The organism is Enterococcus sp. 3C7_DIV0644 (genome assembly GCF_002141235.1).
Classification (GTDB): Bacteria; Bacillota; Bacilli; order Lactobacillales; family Enterococcaceae; genus Enterococcus_D; species Enterococcus_D entomosocium.
On sequence record NZ_NGLK01000001.1, the window covers coordinates 986,594 to 1,007,330 of the forward strand.

The window sequence follows — 20,737 nt, forward strand, 5'->3', positions numbered from 1 at the left end:
TTGGTTAAATATGTTTCTGTTTATAGAATAGGAAGGCGATCATGGTGAGTAAAATACTTCCAAGAACACTTAGTTCATAAGAGGATTCCTCATTTGTCTTTGGCAATCGTTTTTCATTATCTGTCTGTGATGACTCTGTCTGGTTCTTTTTGTCATCCAGCTTTTGCTCGGCGTTTCCGGCTATTTTTATCGGTTTATCAGACTTGTCAGAAGGTGTTGGTACTTTGGGACCGCTAGGATCATTCGGTGTCTTAGGCGTTCTCGGCGTTTTTGGTTCGACATAAGTATTGATCAAATCATAATCATGGACTTCTGACCTGTATCCTTTGACAGCCACTTCTTGAATGCTATAGGTGTACGCTTGACCTTTCTCATCATATTTTGGCAGATCTTCAAAACGATAGGTCCAGTTCCCTTCTTTATCTGCTTTTACGGTTTGCTTGTCGATTTCTTTACCGTTTTGCATTAATTCGACAGTGATGCTTTCAGGGCGGGTATTGAACTTGTTGCCATAGTCATTCCACGTCTTCGTTCCTGATACTACCGTTGTTTCGGTATTGTGATAGGTGTTGACCAGGTCATAGCCGTTGACTTTAATAGTGTAACTTGGCACTTTTTCTTCTTGGATCGTGTACGTGTATGCTTGACCTTTTTCATCATACTTAGGCAAATTTTCAAAGCGATAGGTCCAGTTCCCTTGGTTATCTGCTTTTACGGTTTGTTTGTCAATTTTTTTATCATTTTGCATCAGCTTCACAGTGATACTCTCTGGACGGGTGTGGAACTTGTTGCCATAGTCATTCCACGTCTTCGTTCCCGATACTACCGTTGTTTCGGTGTTGCGATAGGTGTTGACTAGGTCATAACCATTGATTTCAGTGGTGTAACCTGGCACTTTTTCTTCTTGGATCGTGTAGGTGTAAGCTTGACCTTTTTCATCATACTTAGACAGATTCTCAAAGTGATAACTCCAGTTGTTTTCTTTATCAGCTTTTACGACTTGCTTGTCGATTTCTTTATCATTTTGCATCAGCTTGACAGTGATGCTTTCTGGTCTTGTTTCGAATTTGTTATCGTAGTCATTCCATGTCTTTGTTCCGGCTACGTCTGTCGTTTCAGTATTGCGGTAGGTGTTGACTAGATCATAACCATTGATTTCAGTGGTGTAACCTGGCACTTTTTCTTCTTGGATCGTGTAGGTGTATGCTTGACCTTTTTCATCATACTTAGGCAGATTCTCGAAGTGATAGGTCCAGTTGTTTTCTTTATCAGCTTTTACGGTTTGTTTATCAATCTCTTTACCGTTTTGCATTAAGTCGACAGTGATGCTTTCAGGGCGGGTATTGAACTTGTTGCCATAGTCATCCCATGTCTTTGTTCCAGCTACGTCTGTCGTTTCAGTATTGTGATAGGTGTTGACTAGGTCATAGCCGTTGATTTCAGTGGTGTAACCTGAAACTTTTTCTTCTTGGATCGTGTAGGTGTATGCTTGACCTTTTTCATCATACTTAGGCAGATTCTCGAAGTGATAAGTCCAGTCGCCTTGGTTATCTGCTTTTACGACTTGCTTGTCGATTTCTTTATCATTTTGCATTAAGTCGACAGTGATGCTTTCAGGGCGGGTATTGAACTTGTTGCCATAGTCTTTCCATGTCTTTGTTCCGGCTACTTCTGTCGTTTCAGTATTGCGGTACGTGTTGACCAGGTCATAACCGTTTACTTTAGTAGAATACCCTTCAACAGGTGTTTCTTGGATTGTGTATTCATAGGTCTGACCAGATTCGTCAGTTTTCGGTAGATCAGTAAATTCATAATGCCAGTCCCCCTCTTTACTTTGGGTAACCGTTTTTGTTTGGAATACTTCACCGTTTTGCAATAATTGAACCATAATGCTTGTCGGACGGGTATTGAATTTGTTGTCATAATCATCCCACGTTTTGGTCCCGCTGATTGTCGTTGTTTCAAAAGAAAGCAATTGATTCATGGCAGCTAGTTTAATAGTCGGCACGATTGTTTCATTTGCTTGCAGATCCCAGCGATGGGTTTCTGCGTTGACCAGCACTGTATCAGCAATGATACTGCCGTCAACATTTTGATGGACATCGACTGTATCACCAACAGCCAAGATGGTTCCTTGGAATGGACTATTAATCGAAATCGTTTGGCCCTCTGATTGGTCAACAAAATTCCATAAGATAACAGCATCATCAAACTCTTCTGTTTCATGGCTATTACGAGACGTACCATCCGTATATTCTAGTTTGATTTGGGACTTAACATTAACGGTGCTGGCTCCCTCAGTGTCCACATTGATGATCACAGGCGTATTTCCTCTTGTTAGCCCTTTAATGGTGATTGGCGTATCTTTTTCTAATTCCGTTTTTGAAAGAGAAACAACAACCTTTTGATCTTCTTTCGCAATTGTATCTTCTGAAAAAGAAATGGGTTTTTTATCAATCAGATAGCCGTCTGGCGCTTCCGTTTCCACAAAGGAATATTCTCCCTCTGGAAGACCAGCTTCGATCACCTGCCCATCATCATTTGTGACTTCTTCATCGACTTCCTTATGCGTCTTGTTGTTTTGAAGTTCGTAAACACCATCATCAAGTGGATTTCCTTGTTCGTCTGTCAAGGTCAAAACAACCGCTTGTGTCTCATCTTCGGCATCGGCTGTATTGATGACCCGCTGATTATTATCAGTGAAATCCTTGGTTACACCGGGTGTCTGCGGATAAGCTCCCAGTCTTTCTGACGTCGCCTGTAACGTTGAAAATGCTTGTTCAAAGTCTATATAAGGCTCACTCACGGATTGATCTTGAAAAACTTCGGAAGTCTTCAAGTGATCCATTCTCTGACCATTTACAAAAACGGCAGGTTGCTGATTTTGATCTGCTAAATCTACTGTGACTGATGGGCCAAAAACAACTTTGTTTTTTCTACTATCACTTCCTGATACAAAAGAAGAGTTTGCGATGGAATTGACCTTTTGAATATAATTGATTTCTGTTGGCAAAGAACCATCCTGAATACTGGTCCCAAAATTGACATTTCCGTTTAATTCACCAACGGCCAAATTTCCGTTCGTGTGTGTATTTAGCGTCGCATGGTTAGCAAAAATATGAAAATATTGCGCTTCTCCTAGAAGTGCGTCATCAACTTCAGGAACATCATTTTTAAAAATGCCCCCACTTGAAAGTTGTGAAGCTGCTGGCGCACTTGCTTGGGTATCAGGCGTTGATTCTATGGTTTTTGATGCAGTATTTGACGCCGTTTGTTGTTGTGACTCGCTGCTTGTTGATACAACCTTTTTTTCAGAAGCCTCTGTTTGATCCTGAGTATCAGAAAGTACGGCTTCTGTACTCGTTGCTTCTGTGGATTCATTTTCAGGTAGAACAACTGCTACATCTGTTGTGTTGATGATGTCTTCTTTCACTTGTCCATTTTTTTCATCTGTTTGAAGAAAGGCGGATTTGATTGTCAATGTTTGAAGACTTTTTGTTTGAAACGTTAGCGTCATTTGGCTAAAAGAACTGCTAGCGGTTTCTTCCATCAGCTGCTGTCTTTGCGGATCATATGTAAATGGCGTGCCGCTGCTTTGAATCGAGTTCGGCAGAACCGTTTGTTCCCCTTCACTCAAGCTGAATGCCAGTTGATTTGCTGCTTGTTGATTCTTTTCTACTTGGATCGTCCAAGTGATCTCCCCTGTGGTAGGATCTGGTAATGATGTCACTTGCGCTATGCCCTTTTCGTTTTGAAATAGGATTGTTTTGGGATTCTCCTCGGTGTCCGCATTGGCTGTGATGACTGATAATAAAGGCGCCAAATAGGATAAAATAAGTAAGGACAGCATGAACATTGGGTAAGCTATTTTTTTCACATAAGTACGCATTTCTCTTCCTCCAAACAACAAATTTTACTCAGGTGATTATCCTAATCGGAAAAAAGAGAAAATGCAAAATGACCCAAATTTTGATTCTGTGAGAAAAATGAGAGCAAAAGCCAAAAAATGGGTCCTTCTCTCAAGGGAATTTGTGAAAATGAAATAGGATTTCTTTTGTTTGAAAAACAACAGAATATTTTTTTCATGATAAATACTCAAAATCCAGAAAGAATCTTTTGTTTGTGATAAAAGTTCTTTCCTTCAAAACGCTTAAACATCAGGAGTGATTGGCTACTCGCTAAAATTTCACTTGTCAAAAAAAAATAATTGTAAACTGAAAATGAAATTTTCATAAACAATCATATTATTTTCATTTTCGGTTACAAAAATTTTAGCAGATTCTTTAAAATCTTACTGTTATTTTCCCTTTATTTATAAGTTCTCTTAACTTTTACTGTACAAAGAAACGTCTTTATCGTTTTTGGGACTGATGAATCATAATTGATTCTTCAGTCCCAAGTGTGTTTTTTGTACAACATATCAATCCTTATTGACGACAAGACTTTATTGCAAAGTCCGATGTTCTGATCTAGTACAAAAGACTAACCATGGAAAAAAAGGGAATGGTTATTGCAATCCGCTCGAAATTCACGTTTCCTTCTCCAAATCGACTACTCTTTGTCGTTGCTGATCAAGAAATCAAGCAATTCCGACTGTTCCGCAAAGATTGCTTCTACTGATAAGCTTCTATGATGACTCTTTTGCTTGGTAGCTTCTGGTAGCTCAGAATCAATTTGGTTAGTTGAAGATTCGAGGGACTTCTCGACTGGTAAAGGTTCTGCATTCACTTTCGACTCTAAACCGTCTGGCTTCATTGGAAATGGACTGTTATCCTCAAAGTGATCTATCGAAGCATTCAGTTGACTTTTCCAAAACAACTCTCCGAAGAGATACACGCCAAGAGCATTTTTATTGTTAAACACTTTACAAGATAACCCCATCTTGTTGAGTGCCTGATTTACTGTGTTTTCGTTGATCGTTTCTGAAGGAATATCTCTGATTAGAATTGTATCAGCATATTGAATATCTTGATCACTGTTTACATAATCAATCAATTGATCTGTCAAAGCAGTCGTCTCTTTTTTAACGATCTCAGTTAAATCTATTGTCTGACCTCCATTGATCGTCACGACAAATGGATTGTTTTTCTTAGCTGTGACAAGCATATCGTAAACGACGCCATGATCTAGCGCAAAGATAGGTGCGGGATGATCCCCCTCATTTTCTTGATAAGCTTGTACCACGTTGCCTGCCAATTCAAACAAGCCGTCTGTGACTTTTGAACTTTTGATCAGTTCCCCATTTTCGTAGCTATCACAAGTGAGAGAATGATCATTGATTTCAATCACATAGGTCAACCCAGCAAGAATTTCTTCCACGCCTAACATCAAATGAATATCATTTCGTTTGCTTTCAAAAATTGCGCCCAGAGATTTCGGGATCAGCTTTACTCGCTCGATGCGGATCTGATAGTGAGTGCCATCAACAACTGTCTCGAATTCATCTGCCAGTTGTCTCTCAATGTCAGCAAGCCGGTCAAAACTTTCTGTTGCTACGCCAAGGCATAATGAACAGCTAAAGTAATCCTCTGCAATTTCAGTAAAAAGTGAGGGTCTTTTCGCTACTAAATAAGAGAGTATCGTTTTGATATATGTCTTAAATTTTTGGTCTCCCAGGATTGCCAACGGATTGCCAAATGTTTGATAGGCTTCTGATCGTCGACTATACAACTTGTCGAGCCCCCAAGTGATTTCTTTCTCGCTGCCCCCGAGAAGTATTCGTTTCCCTACTTTGTTTTTTAGGTAGATCGGTTCATTATTCTTTCCTAAAAGATATTGTAGATTATTTTTTTTGACTTCTGAATAAACAGAACTTCTGACATCTTGATAACCGTAGCCAACAACGCCTACTCGAAATTCATCAATGTCTAATGCAATGATTTTGTTCACACTAATCCCCCTAACTTCCCTATTTATCATGAATTACAGCTTCCCTAATAACACTATTGCTATTTCATCCTCTATTTTCCTGCCTCTTCTTGGATAAAGAATGCATTGGACAGTTCATGAATTTTACTCATTTGTTCGTTGACTTCTGCTTCTAAAAGCAACAAGTCGCTGAAAATTACTTTTGTATTACGTATATGCCGCAAAAGTTCATTGGTTTTGACCAGCTGCAAGTCAATTTTTTTGCATAACTCTCTCAATTCTTCTTGGCTATTCTTTAAGACAATAAAATCGCGATAACCAATGGCTGACTGTCGTTTTTCTAAAATCATTTGTTGTAATCGCGCAATTTTACTGTCCCGTTGTTCGATCGTTTGTTTCAAATCAGTCAACATCTGGTCTAGTTCGCTGATTTGAATGATTGCGGATAACTTCTTTGTACTCATTGATTGTTTCATGCTTGACTTGCTCCTTTGCCTAGGAGTATTTTCACTTCTGAATCCATCAGTGCCGTTCTAGTAAATATTCCTGATTGCAGTAAACGACTAAATGAAAGAACATTATTTTTTATCCGCAGCAGCTCTTCATCTGTTAACTCACTTAATTGATGATCAATGTCTTCAATTGCGTTGATAGTAATGCCAAGTTCCAGTTTCTGTACCATCTCTGCTATAGCTGCTTCTTTCCATACAATGACAGGGATTCCTAACGAGAGATACAACGAGATTTTGTGCGGTGCATTATACTTCGTATATTGTTGGTAGTCACCACCATCAGGCAACTTATCATCCCACGCAAGTCCGAAACCATTTTTCTCCATCCTACGAACCAATTTCTCTTGCTCAAAAACACCACAATAATGAACATTCGGACCAAATTGACTGTCGTTTTTATCGCCGTATACAAGAATTTCCGTGCGATTGGGCCACTGCTGTAGAAAACGGGTTTTTGCCAAATTTCCTGCAAAGACAACTCGTTTTTCTGGTCTTTCATGACTGACACTAACTTCTTGATGCTGATAGTCGAAAAATGGTTTTTGGATCATTCTCCGTGTTACGCCTCTTTCGACTAAGGCTGTCTGCATAGCTTGGCTATGAACGATCAATACTGTTGCTTCATTGAAAAGAGCAGATTCATCAAAATCGACTTTCCCACGCAACATCTCAGCGTCATGGATGAATAAACTCGTGTAAATCCCTCTTTGTTTCATTCTTTGTAAGAACATTCGGTCAAAATGGGCTCCGTTATAACTTGGATATTGATAGACCACGATATCTTCATAAGCGACACCAGCTGTAATGCCATCAATCCTTGACATAAGTGCATAATCATCTTCATTCTCATCGATATAACGATAAATATATAAAGGTTGATAATCCATCCCATTGGCAATGTGAAAAACATCTACTTTCGCTTTTTTGACTGAATCTGCTGCATTCGATTCAATGATCGTCGTCACCCACCGATTCACGCTTGTCCCATCTCCTTTTCCATCATTGCCCGCACAAACATCACTTCATCTTTCGGTAAGCACCATTCTGCACCTTTCAAATTTTTAGAGAACAGTTGTACAGCAGGATCTTCTTGTGCAGTATTCCTTGTAAGCAGCAAATATTTGACTAGTTTTAGAACTGTCTGATTATAGACATCAATATGCCAATGTTCCTCCATTAAACGACTTGCATGTTGAAGTAATTGAACCGCATCATCACAGCGTTGGATGTCTACCAAACATTCTGATAAATCTAATACGGCGCCTACCAAGACTGGCCGCAGTTCCGTAAAATCAGTCGAATTTATTTTCTTTAAAAGGCAGCTCTCTAACAAAAAAATTTGTTTTTCTAAAGATGAAGCGTGCAAGCCATAGCGCTGTTTGATGCGTAATGTAGCTAAATATAAAAGGCTGTCAAATAATGTATAAAAATCAGTTCCCAGAAAAAATGTTTCAAGCATTTCTAAACTTGCATCCGGGACTTTCTGATTCATACAACCAAATACGAGGTCAGAATAGGCCAACATAAGTTTAAACATCGTATTATCCTCAGTAGAGGTGCGAAATTTTTCTAACTCTTTTCTGACTTTCATAAAGGTAACAAACATGTCCTCTTTCGTTGATAAAGAGCTATAAATCAATACACTTAATAGATGAAGTTGTTCATCTGTTGACATTGCAAACATGTCTAACAATTCGGTATCAGATATGCTCAACATTTTCTTGATGCCAACAACCAATTCGAAGGGCAAGTCGATCTCATATTGTACCCATCTATAGTACCGTGAGCGAGATAACCCAATCTTTCTTTCAAAAGATTTCACAGATAGTCCTTTACATTTGCGTATCTCTTCTAATTTCTCGCGATCAATATTGACAGCAACGACTGATGTATCAGGTATCTTTAAGTCTGGGTTGATCGTGCTAATTAATCGACAAACGCTTAGTAATCTAGTTTCCATATTTTTCAAATCCTTTTTTCTAAAATGCAGGACCTATTTTTATTCTTACTTCTGTAATGCTTCCAATAAAGAATAAACCAACGATCCAAGGATCACGATCGACATAACTAAGGAAAGCACAATGGTGATCGCTTTGCCCTTTTTCTTTTCTTCTGAGTGATTTCTTACGTTTTCTCGTTCTTCTTGAAATCCCGCTTGAATCGTTTTTTCTAGCTGATTATTCGCCAACGAAATCACCTCTTCCCAGTTTATTTTCGGCAAACACCTATGAAGAAAACTGGTTTATCTACTGGTTCTGATCGTCTGCCAGTTGTAGTGATTCACTCAGTTCTGAAACATTTTCTACTGGTTCATTTTCGTTTGTAGCTATCTCATTCACTACCTCTGCTACTTCCACTGCCCGAAGCTCATCAATCAGCTCTTGACTCAATTGATTCACATCGTTATCTTGTCTTTCGACGGTTGAGGTTAACCGATCAATGATCTGCTCGGTTTCATTCAAAAAATAGGTTCGAAGCATTTGCTTTTCAACCTCATAAGCAGAAAAGAGCTTCTCATAAATCATTTGTAATTTATTTTGCTCCTCTTGCTGCTGCTCAAAAGATGCATTGAATTGTTTTTTTAATGTTTGGATCACATTTAGATCGATATCGTTTTCTGACTTGTTCATCATTGCTTTCATTTCTTGATTGATTTGAATCAGCTGATCAATCAATTCGTTTTGATGAGTAAAAAGTTTCTTTGCTTCCTCTTGTTCCTTCTCAAAAGTGAGCATGGACCCGCTGTTCTCTTTTATTAACAACATAATTTGCTCATACAATTCAGTGGCTTTCATTTTTTTCATTTTGTCTTCATCCTTTCAACACAACTTTGTCCATGCATACATTTTTGTTTGCCAACAACTGATAATTCTTTTGATCGACTTCTACCTTATGAATATAAGGAACGCGGTCATCTAAAATACTCATTAAGTTCCCTTTGATATTCCCTTTGCCATCAAGCGGCGATTCTTCCAGATAAAGTGTATTTGTCGAGTTGGATTTTGCTAGAGAAAATAATTCTAAACCCATATATGAAATGCCAACTGTATCATTTTCTGTTAACTGGAAAGCTAACTGATCTCGAATGAAATCAAGTGTTGTGTTAAATTTTTGAGTTACCTTGAATGTTTCTGTATCACGAATCGTGACCAAATTGATGGTGCCTTGATAAAAATAGTAATTCAGAATACTTTGTTGCTGATCATTGAAAAAAACAATCTCTTGAACCTGGTCATTGCAGTAATAAATAGTTGAGAATAATTTCCCATCTGCGGCATATTCTTCAATGAAATCTGTCGTGCCATCAGGATAGAAGTAGCGAACTTCTTTGACATGTCTTCTAGTCATAGGATACAAGCTCACTTTACCTACTTCATCTCCATCAGTGATCAAGGAAATGGTCCGGTCCTCGTTCATATAAACTTCTGTACAGTAAGCTGTTGGTACTTGGTTAAAAAACAGAAAGGATTCTGGATCGTGACTGCGCTGTGTCACTTGATCTAAAATATTTATTCCCTGCAATGCTTCTTTTTGGAGCATCGCTTGGAAATTTGGACTCGGTGAGATGGACAACACTTGACTTCCTTCTTTGATTCGTGATTTTTGTGCCATCCAAATTCGGTCATTTGGTCGGATCACGGTTACTAATTCATAATGCATTGATCAACTCACTCCATTTCTCTGCAATTATCGCGTCTTGAAACATTCGGACAGACTTGCGGGTATTGGCTTTAAGTTGGTTCAGATCAGAAGCAGTCAACTGACGAATGCCATCTGTTAGTTGCTGAATAGTATAGGCTTCATCAGTTCTAGAAAAATCTTTCAAATAACCATTGACTCCTTCTTTGATCAACTCCATGGCCCCAAAACGAGCCTTGAAGGTTACAATTGGCAATCCTGCATTTAAAGCTTCAATATAAGTCAATCCGAAACCTTCTGAAAAAGAACCAGAGATAAATGCATCATAATCAGGATATACTTCATTGATTGCATGAGAATGCCCTTTTAACCGAATGTACTCTTCTGCATTCAACTCCTTGATCACTGCTTTTAACTTGCCTTCTTCTCCCCCTTGACCATAGATGTCTAAAGAGATCGTTGGATATTCTTTTTTTGCTGCAGCAATTGCCCGCATCACAAGATCAATGTGCTTTTCAGATGCTAAACGAGAGACCGTCACAAACTTCTCTGCCTGTTGTTTGCCTAATTCAAATGAGTCTTCTGTCACATCGCGAATCCCTCCCACCGGGATCGTCACAATTTTTTTGGACTCGTTTGGGAAATCGATCAACAAATCTTGCCTTTGCAATTCTGTCGCAACAACGATATGAGCGACTTGTTCCAAATGTGTCAAAGCAAATTCATAGTAATTGTTCCAAAGAGGTGCGCTAGCTACGTCACGATCAGATAAATGATCGGCATGAACGATCTCAATCAATTTGATTTCCGGAGGACAATGATCATATAAAGCAGCCTCGCTTTCCTCCCCCCGATCAATGATGATACTTTTGGTTTCTGGGAATTCTTCTATCAGTTGTTTAAAGAAAAATCGCTGCAATAAGACTTCATTTCTAAAGAAACGATGTTTGCCTTTGAAAGCAAACAAATGAATATTCGTCATTACTCTTCCTCGATGCGAATCATTTCGATAACTGTACATGATTTTTCTTTGATTCGTTCGATAGTCAAAAATCTCTACCCGATAATCCGAAACTAGCAGTAAGCCTTCCTTTTTTGGACTAGGAGATTTTTCCATATGCTCAACGATTTTTAATCCTGATGACGTGATGGTTTCTTTGATTCTATGTGTGTTCGTAGCATCTACTAAGAGATCTTGTTGTGCAGTAAAAACTGCTTTAGCCCCTTGCCTTAAATAATCACCTTCTAGTGCAAAATATTCCCACATGGAGATGACTTTATCATCTGGTATTTTCCAAGCCGCCATGGCTTCATGGAGATTCTTCACTAGCTCCATAAAAATATACTTATAGGGAATATTTTTTCTATCAAAACAAGCAGCACGATAGAACTGTGCATGTTCCACACCAGAATTACCAATCCCCATTGCTTTATTTACAAAAAAATTCATGATGTCCCCCTCTTTATTAGGTTGATTTTTTCCTGTTTTCTTTTACATTCTCTAAAACTTTTAGTGCCCTTTGATTAAGTGCGATCTTTTTTTGCAGACGATCCATAAGCTCGGGTGCTTCGGCTTCTTTATTTGGCTTTGCAAATAATAAAGCTAATACAGAAAAATCTTCGTGGTAACAAGACTCCAGCAAAGAAAAATTTTGTCCCATTTTAAGGTTGATTTTTTCGGGACTATCGCTTCGCTGATAGATTTGTTCAAGTAATACTTCCAAATACGATGATGCAGCCTTAGTATCCGGTTCAACAAACAATCCTGCTTCAAAATCTGAAAGTGAATATTCTTTGACATAGCTGTTCTGTTTTTCAAATACGACCGATAATGCAGCATGTTTCTCAACCAACGGTGTAACCGCAACAACGCTGGTTGCTATGTTTGAGCCTTGGTTTGCTCCAGTGGTTGCATTTATAGGAACCACTTCAAATGCTTGATTCTCCTTAGTGGATAAAACCAATTCCTTAAAATGAATCTCTTGATGCTTTTTGTTTACCATATGAATCTGATAATCAGTGGCACCTTGCGGAAAGAGAAAACATTCTTGGTTTGTTTCGAAGACTAGTTTTTCAAGGAGAAAACCATCCTTATCAAAAAATTCCACCAATAGCTGTACTGCTTCCTTACGATCGAATGCAGCATGAAGTGTTAACTCGTACTTGTATCCAGGCAGTAACATTGGTAGCATTGGTGATTTCCGACTAATATGAAATTCTGTTTTCGAATACCAAGATTTAATACTGACGCCTGGAGGCATCAAAGGAGAAGAGTACAAGACATCCCCAGAGGGCATATAAGCTATTTTTGCGCCATAATTATAATTGTCATTAAAGTCGATCCCCCACTTGATACGATATAAACTATTCATCGACTCCCTCATTCCCTATAATATTTTCTTGATATCGCGGTGAAATGTATGCACGAGAATATTTTTGTATTGTTTCAAAAACCAATTATTGATGGCAGGACTATTATCGTTATGTCGGCCGATCATGCCTTTATACAGAACACGAGTCATGGGGAAATTATTTTTTAAAAATTCAAACAACATTGGAAATGCCTCCATGTCGTAATCGTCTTGTTTCATATAGGCGATCGCAAAGGTTGTCTCCCGATAATCGCCACTTTTGAATTTGCTCCAGAACCGTTCATTCAATTGACTGCTCGCTTCTTTTGAAACAACCCCAATATTGTAAAGCAGCATATCCAATGAGGTTGGAAATCCAGTTGGTCGATTGATGCGTTCATTTAGAGCAATGGAACCAAGATTCGTCAACGGTTTTCCCACAATGACACTGTTTGGGCTTAAATCGCTAGCAAAATACAGCGCCCCAAACGTGCCCATCGATAATCCGGATAAAATGAGGTCTGACTTATCAAATCCTAGCAGTGCTAGTTTCCCTAAGATGATCGCTACGATTTCTTGTTCGAATTTCTGGCTGCCTAGATAGAAATTCCCACCTTCTAAACGAGGGTCACCAATCAGCAGAAACGGACAGCCCATACTTCCCATCATCCCACGGCCTTCAAATCCTTCCGCTGAACGATAGCCAGAAAAATAAACCGCTAATGGAGGTTTTAAATCTCCCGGATTAAAGTAATAGATCACTTCGCCCCCCAGATTCTCTTCATCCCGAATCCGTCCGCCTCCTGGAATCATGACACTTTCATCTGCCATTGCTCTTCGCAGGTGCATCTGCCCGATCGTAAATTGCCCTCGATTTCCTTTGGCATACAATGAAACATTGATGTATGAATTTTGATCTAATTTGAAGTAAACCGGCTCCCCATTTATGATTTGATCGTGAAGGACCTCAATCACTTGGATGACTTGATTCGTGTTTTCTTTAATGAAAAAGAGTTTGATTTTTAATGTCACTTCTCCTTGAACATCTGCGATCTCCGGATAAAAACAGGTGCGTTCGTCTTTAGGTATCAGGTTAGTCATTTTCCAAGTAGTTATTTGCTGATCGTCTGATGTCAGTTGTGCCTTTACCTGACAGGCTGCATGTCCTTCTTTAACGATCTGCAACGGGACAGTTTTATTAAATTTCATGTGATCCATAGATAGCTTATATCCTTGTTGCTTTGCTGAGAATTGCTCATTGATCGTACGAAAAACATTTTCTAGCTGCTTTTTATCAAAAGGATTCGCTGCTTTTAATGTGAATAGCGCTTGAACTTCTGGAGATAGCTGCCCATTTTCTTCGTAAAATATTTGGTAGGCTGGCAATTGTTTTAAAAATTCCAAATTTTCAAGAATCGCGGCATTTTCCTCTAGAAGAAAAATTGCCCGATGGTATTTGGTATTATATTTGTCTTTCTTAAACAGCTGTAGCTCCTGCTCATCTTTTCTGAAATCATAGGCCAACGGAAGCCACTGATAGGCAAACAAAGGAGAAAGCTGCTTTTGCCCCTCAGAAGAAACAGCTGCAACATGAAATACCTGAATCTGTTTAGACGACACCCTCTAGCAACTCCCTCCATTGTTTAATAATATTTTCCTCACTAAAACGCTCAATATAACTAATATTTTCCACCAATGCTTGGTTCCAATTATTTAAATCGTCCAGGTAAAAAGCGATTGCTGCATCTAATTCTCTAATTTGACCAATGATTTGCCCATTCTTTTGGTCATCCACATAATCGGTTTTCTTCCTAACAAGCTGAGGAATCCCTGCACTAACAGCTAGTGCTTGTTTCTGGACATCAACTTCAGCAGACAAATCAATATACAATCGTGTCTCATTGAAATCCTGACGAATCGTGGTGAGATGAGAATCCAAACGAAAGTGAATCCTAAAATTGACATCAACTGCCTCTACTAGATTTCGCCAATTTTTGCTTTCTCGGATCTCTTCAATCGCCTCTTCATCCGTTTTAAATAACTTTTTCGCCTTTTTTGCTTCGAAATACTTTAATACCTTTTGATACTCCTCAGATTCACTATCGACACCGAAGTGAGTATCAACCAGTTCTTTTTGTGCTTCTCGTAAAACGACTTCGCTTTGGAATGTCGTCGTTTCGATAATTAAGTCATAACGATCATTCTGAATAACTTTTTGCAGTAATAGATGATGGATTCTCCGAACGTCTTCGTTAAGCTCACCGGCGTTCCAATAAAGAACCAGCTGGGGAATGGAGTTGCTATTGCCCAGCTGAAAAGAAGTTGTGTAAATAGGTATGCGCTGTATCCGAGATAGGTCATTGACACCGGACTGTTTCATTAAAGAGAAAAGCGCTGTTTGATTACTAGTCGAATCCGTAATGATTTTATTTTCGCCAGCCCATAATGCTGCTTTTTCATCTGATGCACAAGTTGAAAGTCTGTGGGCATCAGAAACGATCTGGATCACTCTTTTTCGTTCCTCGTTCGTTTTGACCAATCGTAGACTCCGCTCATTTGTCAAACAAATTGTTTGATCTTCTGGCTCAAGATTCAGTTGAAATTGATTCATCATCTCTAAAAGAAGTTCATCCATGCTTTGATACTGACTTTTCTTTAGCCCAATTCTTTGAGGATTTATCAGCTCAATCTGTGGATTTTCTCCAAAGTATTCCACACATTTTTCCATTCCCGATTCGTTATAATAAATCTTCTTTACTTGTTCCCCTTTGTCATTCTGGAACGATTTTGCAGAAATAAATCCCCGATCATCGAAAAAGAGGATTTGTCGATAAGGTTCCGTCATTATAGACATCTGTTCTGCAAAACCAAATGAATTGAACCGAATTTCACCAAATGGTTGATTTTCCTTAATCAGCGTGATTCCAAAAGGTGTATAGACCTTCTCAACATTCTGAGCAAGAGGCAAGTCATCGACATCTAAGGGAAATCCATTGGTTTTTTGAATGTCTTGCAAGCGATCATAAAGCGAAGTCATTTGCGCTACTTCTAATTCATATGCATGCATCTGATAACGTAAAAACGGTATATGCTCCAATAACAATAAGTGATACGGTTCTCGATTGTTCTTGAAAAGCTGAATGATATTCATCATATAATCACTTTCTAAATTGCCACTACTGGTCGTCCAATCAGGGATAAAATAATTCAAAAAATTGCCTCCTAACATCCTCTAAAAAATCCGGTAAGTATGTCTGGAAAAGAGGAACCGTATTTCATTTGTGATAGTTTCTAAAATGATGATCAACATAAAAATACTTCCGAAATAAAAAGCTAAGTTGGAAATGATTTGATTTTGCAATCCTATCAATAAGGGAATCATTGAAACGATCACAAGATAACTGTTGCCAAGTAATGCAACGGTTGATAAACGCTTCAATATATATCGCTCTGTCTGTTTACCAGGAGCAACATTTAAAATGTAATCTCCCGTCTCTTTTAGATTTTTGGCTATATCGTATGGTCGAACATTTATAAAACTAAATCCGTAACCTAAAACATAGAGAATCAGACCATAAGTGAAAACACCCCGCACATTATTAAAGGAAAAGTAAGTCGTAATAAAATTTGAAAAGCCTGTGTCTCCCCACTTTTCGTTCAATAGTAAAAGCTGCGGCATTGAAAAGACAGTTACTGCAAACATGAAAGGCATTGCCCCGGCAGGTAAAAGTCGAATAGGAATATACGAATTGTTAAAGCGACTGTCGATACCTGTCCGTTCAATATTGATACGGTATTCTGCATTGTAAAGGAAGAGTGTGAGATAAATAAAAACTAAGGTCACCATAACTAACCCGATAAGAAAGTTTTGACTTAAATGAACGGATTCTGTTTGTCCCGAAATTAACATAGCTGGGATATTCATCAGTAAACCTGGAACAATAAACAGACTTTGACCTCCAATTCCTTTATCAATGTTGATATCAGCTAGCCATGCAACGAACAATCCCCCAGCCGTCAAAAGAAGAACTGCTCCTAAAAACAACAGGACAATAGAGCCTCCAATTGCTTTTTGATCAATCATTGAGGAACGAAATTTTAAAACCAGTGCGCAACTTTGAAGGATAGCAAATAAAAGAGTCAAACTGCGTTGAATATACCCAATTCGTTTGGTGGAAAGATTTCCGATACTTTCTGTATCAATCATGCTGATCGTTGTCCAGATGATCAGGGCAGTCATATACGGGCCCATCCCTAAAGAAAAAAGCGTTGGAACAGTAAAATTCCCACCGGTTGATGTCGCTAAAAATTTCAGAATCAAACTAGTTGATTCCTCTGGTATCTTTTCTGAAATAAAAAAAGGAACCTGGATATGCTTACCTATCTCAACAATGAACAAAAGGAAAAAGCTCGCGATTATTCTTCGAATGAGTTCTTTTTGATTCTTCATTTTCATCTCCAATTTTCTTACTTTTTTTTAATCTGCAAGGTTTAACAAAATAGTAACAGGTTTAAAATTGCCTTTTGTACTTGTTTTTTGTTGAAATGAAAAAAAAAAAGGAAAAGGTGAGGTTGGTCATTGTGGTATCATCGTTTTAAATTCAAATAAGTAAAAACTACTCACTTTAAATAGTCATCAGAGAAATACAAGGATTGGAAAAAAAAGGGAGAATTTCCTGAGAAATAGCCCCCAAAAGAAGGTCGTTACTATGAAAAAACTAATTGAAGTCATCATACCTCTCGTTTTGCTCTTAGGAGGTATCTTTTTTTTGAAAGAAAATTTAACAGTCAACGAAACACCGACTGCAGAATCTAGGGTCCCTGACAATGAACCGACGCCTAAGTTAAACCTAAAAGCTGTCGTTTTGCGGACTGATGACTCTTTGGAAGCAGTTGATCAAGAGTCCATCTATCATGGTGAATTTCCCTACTATAATATGGATAGCACCAAAACCTATACGTTTTCACTTCACTTCGTAACAAGTTCTGGTGAAGCGCTACTGGATCAAAACAAAGAACCACTTATTGCATCAAGAAAGATGAAACTAGTTACTCAGAAGGGAAAAATCGTCTTTTTTTTAGAAGCCAATGATTTGATGAGGGAATATCTTTTTGAACTAGACGACGTCATGATTCGTGCTAAATTAGAAAGCATTGCTGATTAAGCTTAAGCCACAAGCAATTTAAGTTTTTGAAAGGAGGAACAACAAAAATGAAAGATAAAAAGTTTCGCAAGTATATTCGGTTGGCGAGAAAAGTTCAAAGTCTTGCAGAAAACTATCGGCAATTATCAGATCAAGAATTGCAAATGCAAACCATTCATTTTCGACAACAACTCGAACAGGGTAAAAAACTGGAGAGTTTACTCCCGCAAGCCTATGCTGTCGTTGTCGAAGCAGACCGTCGTGTCTTAGGAATGGAGCCTTATTTTGTTCAAATTCTTGGCGCAATTGCTCTTTTTTACGGCAATGTTGCTGAAATGAAAACCGGAGAAGGAAAAACATTGACCGCAACCATGCCGATGTATTTACATGGTCTGGGAGGCAAAGGCAATTTCTTGATTACTTCTAATACGTATTTAGCCTTGCGAGATATTGAAGAAACGGGAAAAGTCTATCGTTTTCTAGGACTATCCGTGGCTGCAGGTGTTCCTGAACATGAAGATGAAGGAGAAGAAATCGATAAAGAGGTGGTCTATGCAGCAGACATCGTCTACACGACGCATAGCGCACTGGGCTTTGACTATTTATTTGACAACTTGGCTGTTTCTCCAGACGAACAATATGTCACCCACTTCAATTATGTACTGATAGATGAAATCGATGCAATATTACTTGATATGGCGCAAACGCCATTGATCATTTCAGGAGCACCCAAAGTTCAGTCAAATTTTTTTACGCTATCTGATTGGTTTGTGAAAAGCTTGATTGAAGGTAAAGACTTTATGAGAAGTGAAAACAAACGTCACGCTTGGTTTACAGAAGCAGGCATAAAAAAAGCCGAAGACTACTTAGGTGTTGAAACTATTCTTTCAGAAAAATGGAAAAATCTTTACCGTCATTTAGTCATTGCCTTACGGGCCAACTATCTCTTACACTTAAACAAAGACTATGTTGTGGAGGACAATGAGATTCTTTTGCTTGATGAAGCAAATGGACGTAAGCTGATTGGAACAAAACTACAAGCTGGCCTTCATCAAGCAATCGAAGCAAAAGAAGGCGTAGAGATCACTACAGAGAGCCGATCCATGGGCTCCATTACCTACCAAAATCTATTCCGAAAATTTAAAATTTTGTCCGGAATGACTGGTACTGCCAAAACAGACGCCGACGAATTTCGAGAAACGTATGATATTGACGTAATCGAAATTCCGACAAATAAACCCATTCGCCGAAAAGATCATCAGGATCTGGTCTATGTGACCAATCAGTCGAAAATCATGGCTTCTTTAGAAGCAGTAAGAAATGCTTTGACGCAAGAACGCCCCGTATTGATTGAGACAGGATCAGTCTCAATGTCGACGTTATACTCCCTGATTCTCTTAAAGCATCGAATCCCTCATAATCTTTTAAACGCTACAACAGCGACCAAGGAATCTTGGATCATCTCAGAAGCTGGTAAAAAAGGTGCCGTAACTGTGGCTACTTCAATGGCTGGACGTGGTACAGATATTAAACTGGAAGAAGACGCACGGGAAAATGGTGGTCTGTTAGTAGTAGGAACTGAGCGGATGACCAGTGACCGAATTGACAATCAGCTTCGGGGCCGCTCTGGACGTCAAGGAGATCCGGGTGACAGTATTTTCTATGTATCTATGGAAGACAAAATCGTAGTTGAAAGTGCACCCAAATGGGCCGCCGACGAACGAGAATTATTAACTGAACAAGAAGAATTATCCAGTGATCTCACGCCCTTAAAAAAGAAAAAATACAATAAACTAATCAATCAGTCTCAAAGCAATCGCAAAAATCAAGAAATTGCCGGACGTCAAACGACGCTAGAATTTGACTCAATTATTACCATTCAAAGAGACAAAATGTACAGCATGAGAAACAGCATTATGAAAGGTACCCCTGTCGAATTAGAAAATATCATTAATCAATGCATAGAAGAAACAATCAATCAATTCACCACTAAAAAAGCGAACCTAAATCAACAAGCGATCCTTGATTTTATCTTTAATAATTTGGACTATAATTTTGATGTTTTTGAAATCGAGAAACTAGATAAATTTAATAAGCGAACGGTCAAAAAATTTTTATTGGATCTGATTTCAGAGCGTTTGATTCACATTCATCAATTTATGCCAGATAGTTTCCAACAGCTGTTTTTCAAGCGAATCATACTTTTAAAAGCCTTAGATACTCTTTGGATCGAACAATCAGACAACCTGCAACAATTGAAAACAGTCATCAATGGACGAAACTGGGGACAACATCGCCCCATCTATGAATTTCAAGTAGAAGCACATCGTTCTTTCTCTGAAATGCGTGAAGCCATTTATCTAGAAGCAGTCAGAAATTTATTATTATCCGAGTTGGTAAAAACAGAAGATGGTTCATTCGATGTTGAATTTCCATAACCAACCATAGCCAATAAAAAAGCATCACAGTTAGTTTGCCTAACTGTGATGCTTTTTTATTTAATAGAAGTACTTTTATCATTTTAGAAGAGCTAGGAAATTTATCCTAGCTCTTCACAAACCAAAACTAACGGGTTACTCTGTTTCACGCTTTGCTTCATCTTTTTTCTTTTTCAATAAAGCAATAGCAGCTAACAGCGTGGCAATTCCAGCAAGAGACATTTGAATACCACTTGCATCAGATTCGCCAGTCTTAGGAAGAGTAGAACCAGATGCACTGGTCGTATGCCCCCCTACTCCTGTGTTGCCAATTGGCGTTACTGTATTTCCATTCACTCCGTTGTTCTGATTAGAACTTGATGGTGTTGAAGTAGAGCCGCTGATAGACTCACTTGCCGAAAGTGAATGATCTTGGCTAGTTGATTGTGATTGCAGCTCTGATAGACTCTCAGACAAGCTATTACTGTGATATTCACTGACGATATCAGAGTTGATATCACTTGTACTTGTGCTTAGCGAAGCAGAGTCACTCACGCTGGTACTATCGCTGATTGATTCACTAGCGCTCATGGAGACTGAATCTCGATCAGAGGCACTAAAGCTTTCACTCTGACTAGCCGAGTTGCTAGCACTCAGACTGTCGCTTGTTGACCCAGAATCACTTGATTCGGCGCTAAGTGATACTGAATCACGTTCACTATCACTGATGCTGGTGCTTTCGCTAGCTGATTCACTCACACTTAGGCTTTCGCTTGTTGAAGTCGAATCACTTACACTTGCACTAT

General features: G+C 38.7%; 16 protein-coding genes. 2 read left to right on the plus strand and 14 right to left on the minus strand.

Annotated features, from left to right (window positions below; genetic code table 11):
• Positions 1–4: 4 nt before the first annotated feature.
• The 13 genes from A5877_RS04660 to A5877_RS04720 form a co-directional block, all read right to left on the minus strand.
• Positions 5–3,889, minus strand: a complete 3,885-nt coding sequence (locus A5877_RS04660) for a Cna B-type domain-containing protein (protein WP_086316463.1) — start codon at positions 3,887–3,889, stop codon at positions 5–7.
• A 662-nt stretch (positions 3,890–4,551) separates the two neighbouring features.
• Positions 4,552–5,889, minus strand: coding sequence for a hypothetical protein (locus A5877_RS04665; RefSeq protein ID WP_225869307.1), 1,338 nt, complete (start codon positions 5,887–5,889; stop codon positions 4,552–4,554).
• Positions 5,890–5,960: 71 nt separating this feature from the next.
• On the minus strand, positions 5,961–6,344 hold the full coding sequence (locus A5877_RS04670; protein ID WP_086316464.1) for a hypothetical protein: 384 nt from the start codon (positions 6,342–6,344) through the stop codon (positions 5,961–5,963).
• Entirely contained in the window at positions 6,341–7,357 is a 1,017-nt protein-coding gene (locus tag A5877_RS04675) for a sugar transferase (RefSeq protein WP_086316465.1), read from the minus strand. Before A5877_RS04675 ends, A5877_RS04670 begins: the two co-directional genes overlap by 4 nt.
• The gene (locus tag A5877_RS04680) at positions 7,354–8,340 is read right to left on the minus strand and encodes a helix-turn-helix transcriptional regulator (RefSeq protein WP_086316466.1); all 987 of its coding nucleotides are present in this window, start codon (positions 8,338–8,340) and stop codon (positions 7,354–7,356) included. Before A5877_RS04680 ends, A5877_RS04675 begins: the two co-directional genes overlap by 4 nt.
• Before the next feature lie 45 nt (positions 8,341–8,385).
• Positions 8,386–8,577 (minus strand): hypothetical protein, encoded by a 192-nt coding sequence (locus A5877_RS04685; protein ID WP_077452924.1) that lies wholly within the window; start codon positions 8,575–8,577, stop codon positions 8,386–8,388.
• 49 nt (positions 8,578–8,626) lie between these two features.
• Positions 8,627–9,184 (minus strand): hypothetical protein, encoded by a 558-nt coding sequence (locus tag A5877_RS04690; RefSeq protein ID WP_086316467.1) that lies wholly within the window; start codon positions 9,182–9,184, stop codon positions 8,627–8,629.
• A gap of 7 nt (positions 9,185–9,191) precedes the next feature.
• Positions 9,192–10,040: a hypothetical protein gene (locus tag A5877_RS04695; RefSeq protein ID WP_086316468.1), complete on the minus strand. Its 849-nt coding sequence runs from the start codon at positions 10,038–10,040 to the stop codon at positions 9,192–9,194.
• The gene (locus A5877_RS04700) at positions 10,030–11,469 is read right to left on the minus strand and encodes a glycosyltransferase (protein WP_086316469.1); all 1,440 of its coding nucleotides are present in this window, start codon (positions 11,467–11,469) and stop codon (positions 10,030–10,032) included. The genes A5877_RS04695 and A5877_RS04700 overlap by 11 nt, the downstream gene beginning before the upstream one ends.
• A gap of 16 nt (positions 11,470–11,485) precedes the next feature.
• On the minus strand, positions 11,486–12,391 hold the full coding sequence (gene asp3 / locus A5877_RS04705) for an accessory Sec system protein Asp3 (RefSeq protein WP_225869308.1): 906 nt from the start codon (positions 12,389–12,391) through the stop codon (positions 11,486–11,488).
• A gap of 15 nt (positions 12,392–12,406) precedes the next feature.
• The gene (gene asp2, locus A5877_RS04710; protein WP_086316470.1) at positions 12,407–13,990 is read right to left on the minus strand and encodes an accessory Sec system protein Asp2; all 1,584 of its coding nucleotides are present in this window, start codon (positions 13,988–13,990) and stop codon (positions 12,407–12,409) included.
• Positions 13,980–15,581 carry an accessory Sec system protein Asp1 gene (gene asp1, locus A5877_RS04715; protein ID WP_223347114.1) on the minus strand — a complete coding sequence of 534 codons (1,602 nt, stop codon included), beginning with the start codon at positions 15,579–15,581 and terminating at the stop codon, positions 13,980–13,982. Before asp1 ends, asp2 begins: the two co-directional genes overlap by 11 nt.
• Positions 15,582–15,602: 21 nt before the next feature.
• Complete coding sequence (locus A5877_RS04720; protein WP_086316472.1) at positions 15,603–16,820, minus strand: accessory Sec system protein translocase subunit SecY2; 1,218 nt, start codon at positions 16,818–16,820, stop codon at positions 15,603–15,605.
• A gap of 319 nt (positions 16,821–17,139) precedes the next feature.
• Between A5877_RS04720 and A5877_RS04725 the strand changes: the two genes are divergently transcribed.
• Both A5877_RS04725 and secA2 read left to right on the plus strand, forming a co-directional pair.
• Positions 17,140–17,535, plus strand: coding sequence for a hypothetical protein (locus A5877_RS04725; protein ID WP_228085301.1), 396 nt, complete (start codon positions 17,140–17,142; stop codon positions 17,533–17,535).
• A 47-nt stretch (positions 17,536–17,582) separates the two neighbouring features.
• Positions 17,583–19,952, plus strand: a complete 2,370-nt coding sequence (gene secA2, locus A5877_RS04730; protein ID WP_086316474.1) for an accessory Sec system translocase SecA2 — start codon at positions 17,583–17,585, stop codon at positions 19,950–19,952.
• A gap of 135 nt (positions 19,953–20,087) precedes the next feature.
• On the opposite strand, the gene A5877_RS04735 is transcribed toward secA2, so the two are convergent.
• On the minus strand, positions 20,088–20,737 hold a 650-nt coding region (locus A5877_RS04735; RefSeq protein WP_176273419.1), incomplete at its 5' end, for an LPXTG cell wall anchor domain-containing protein.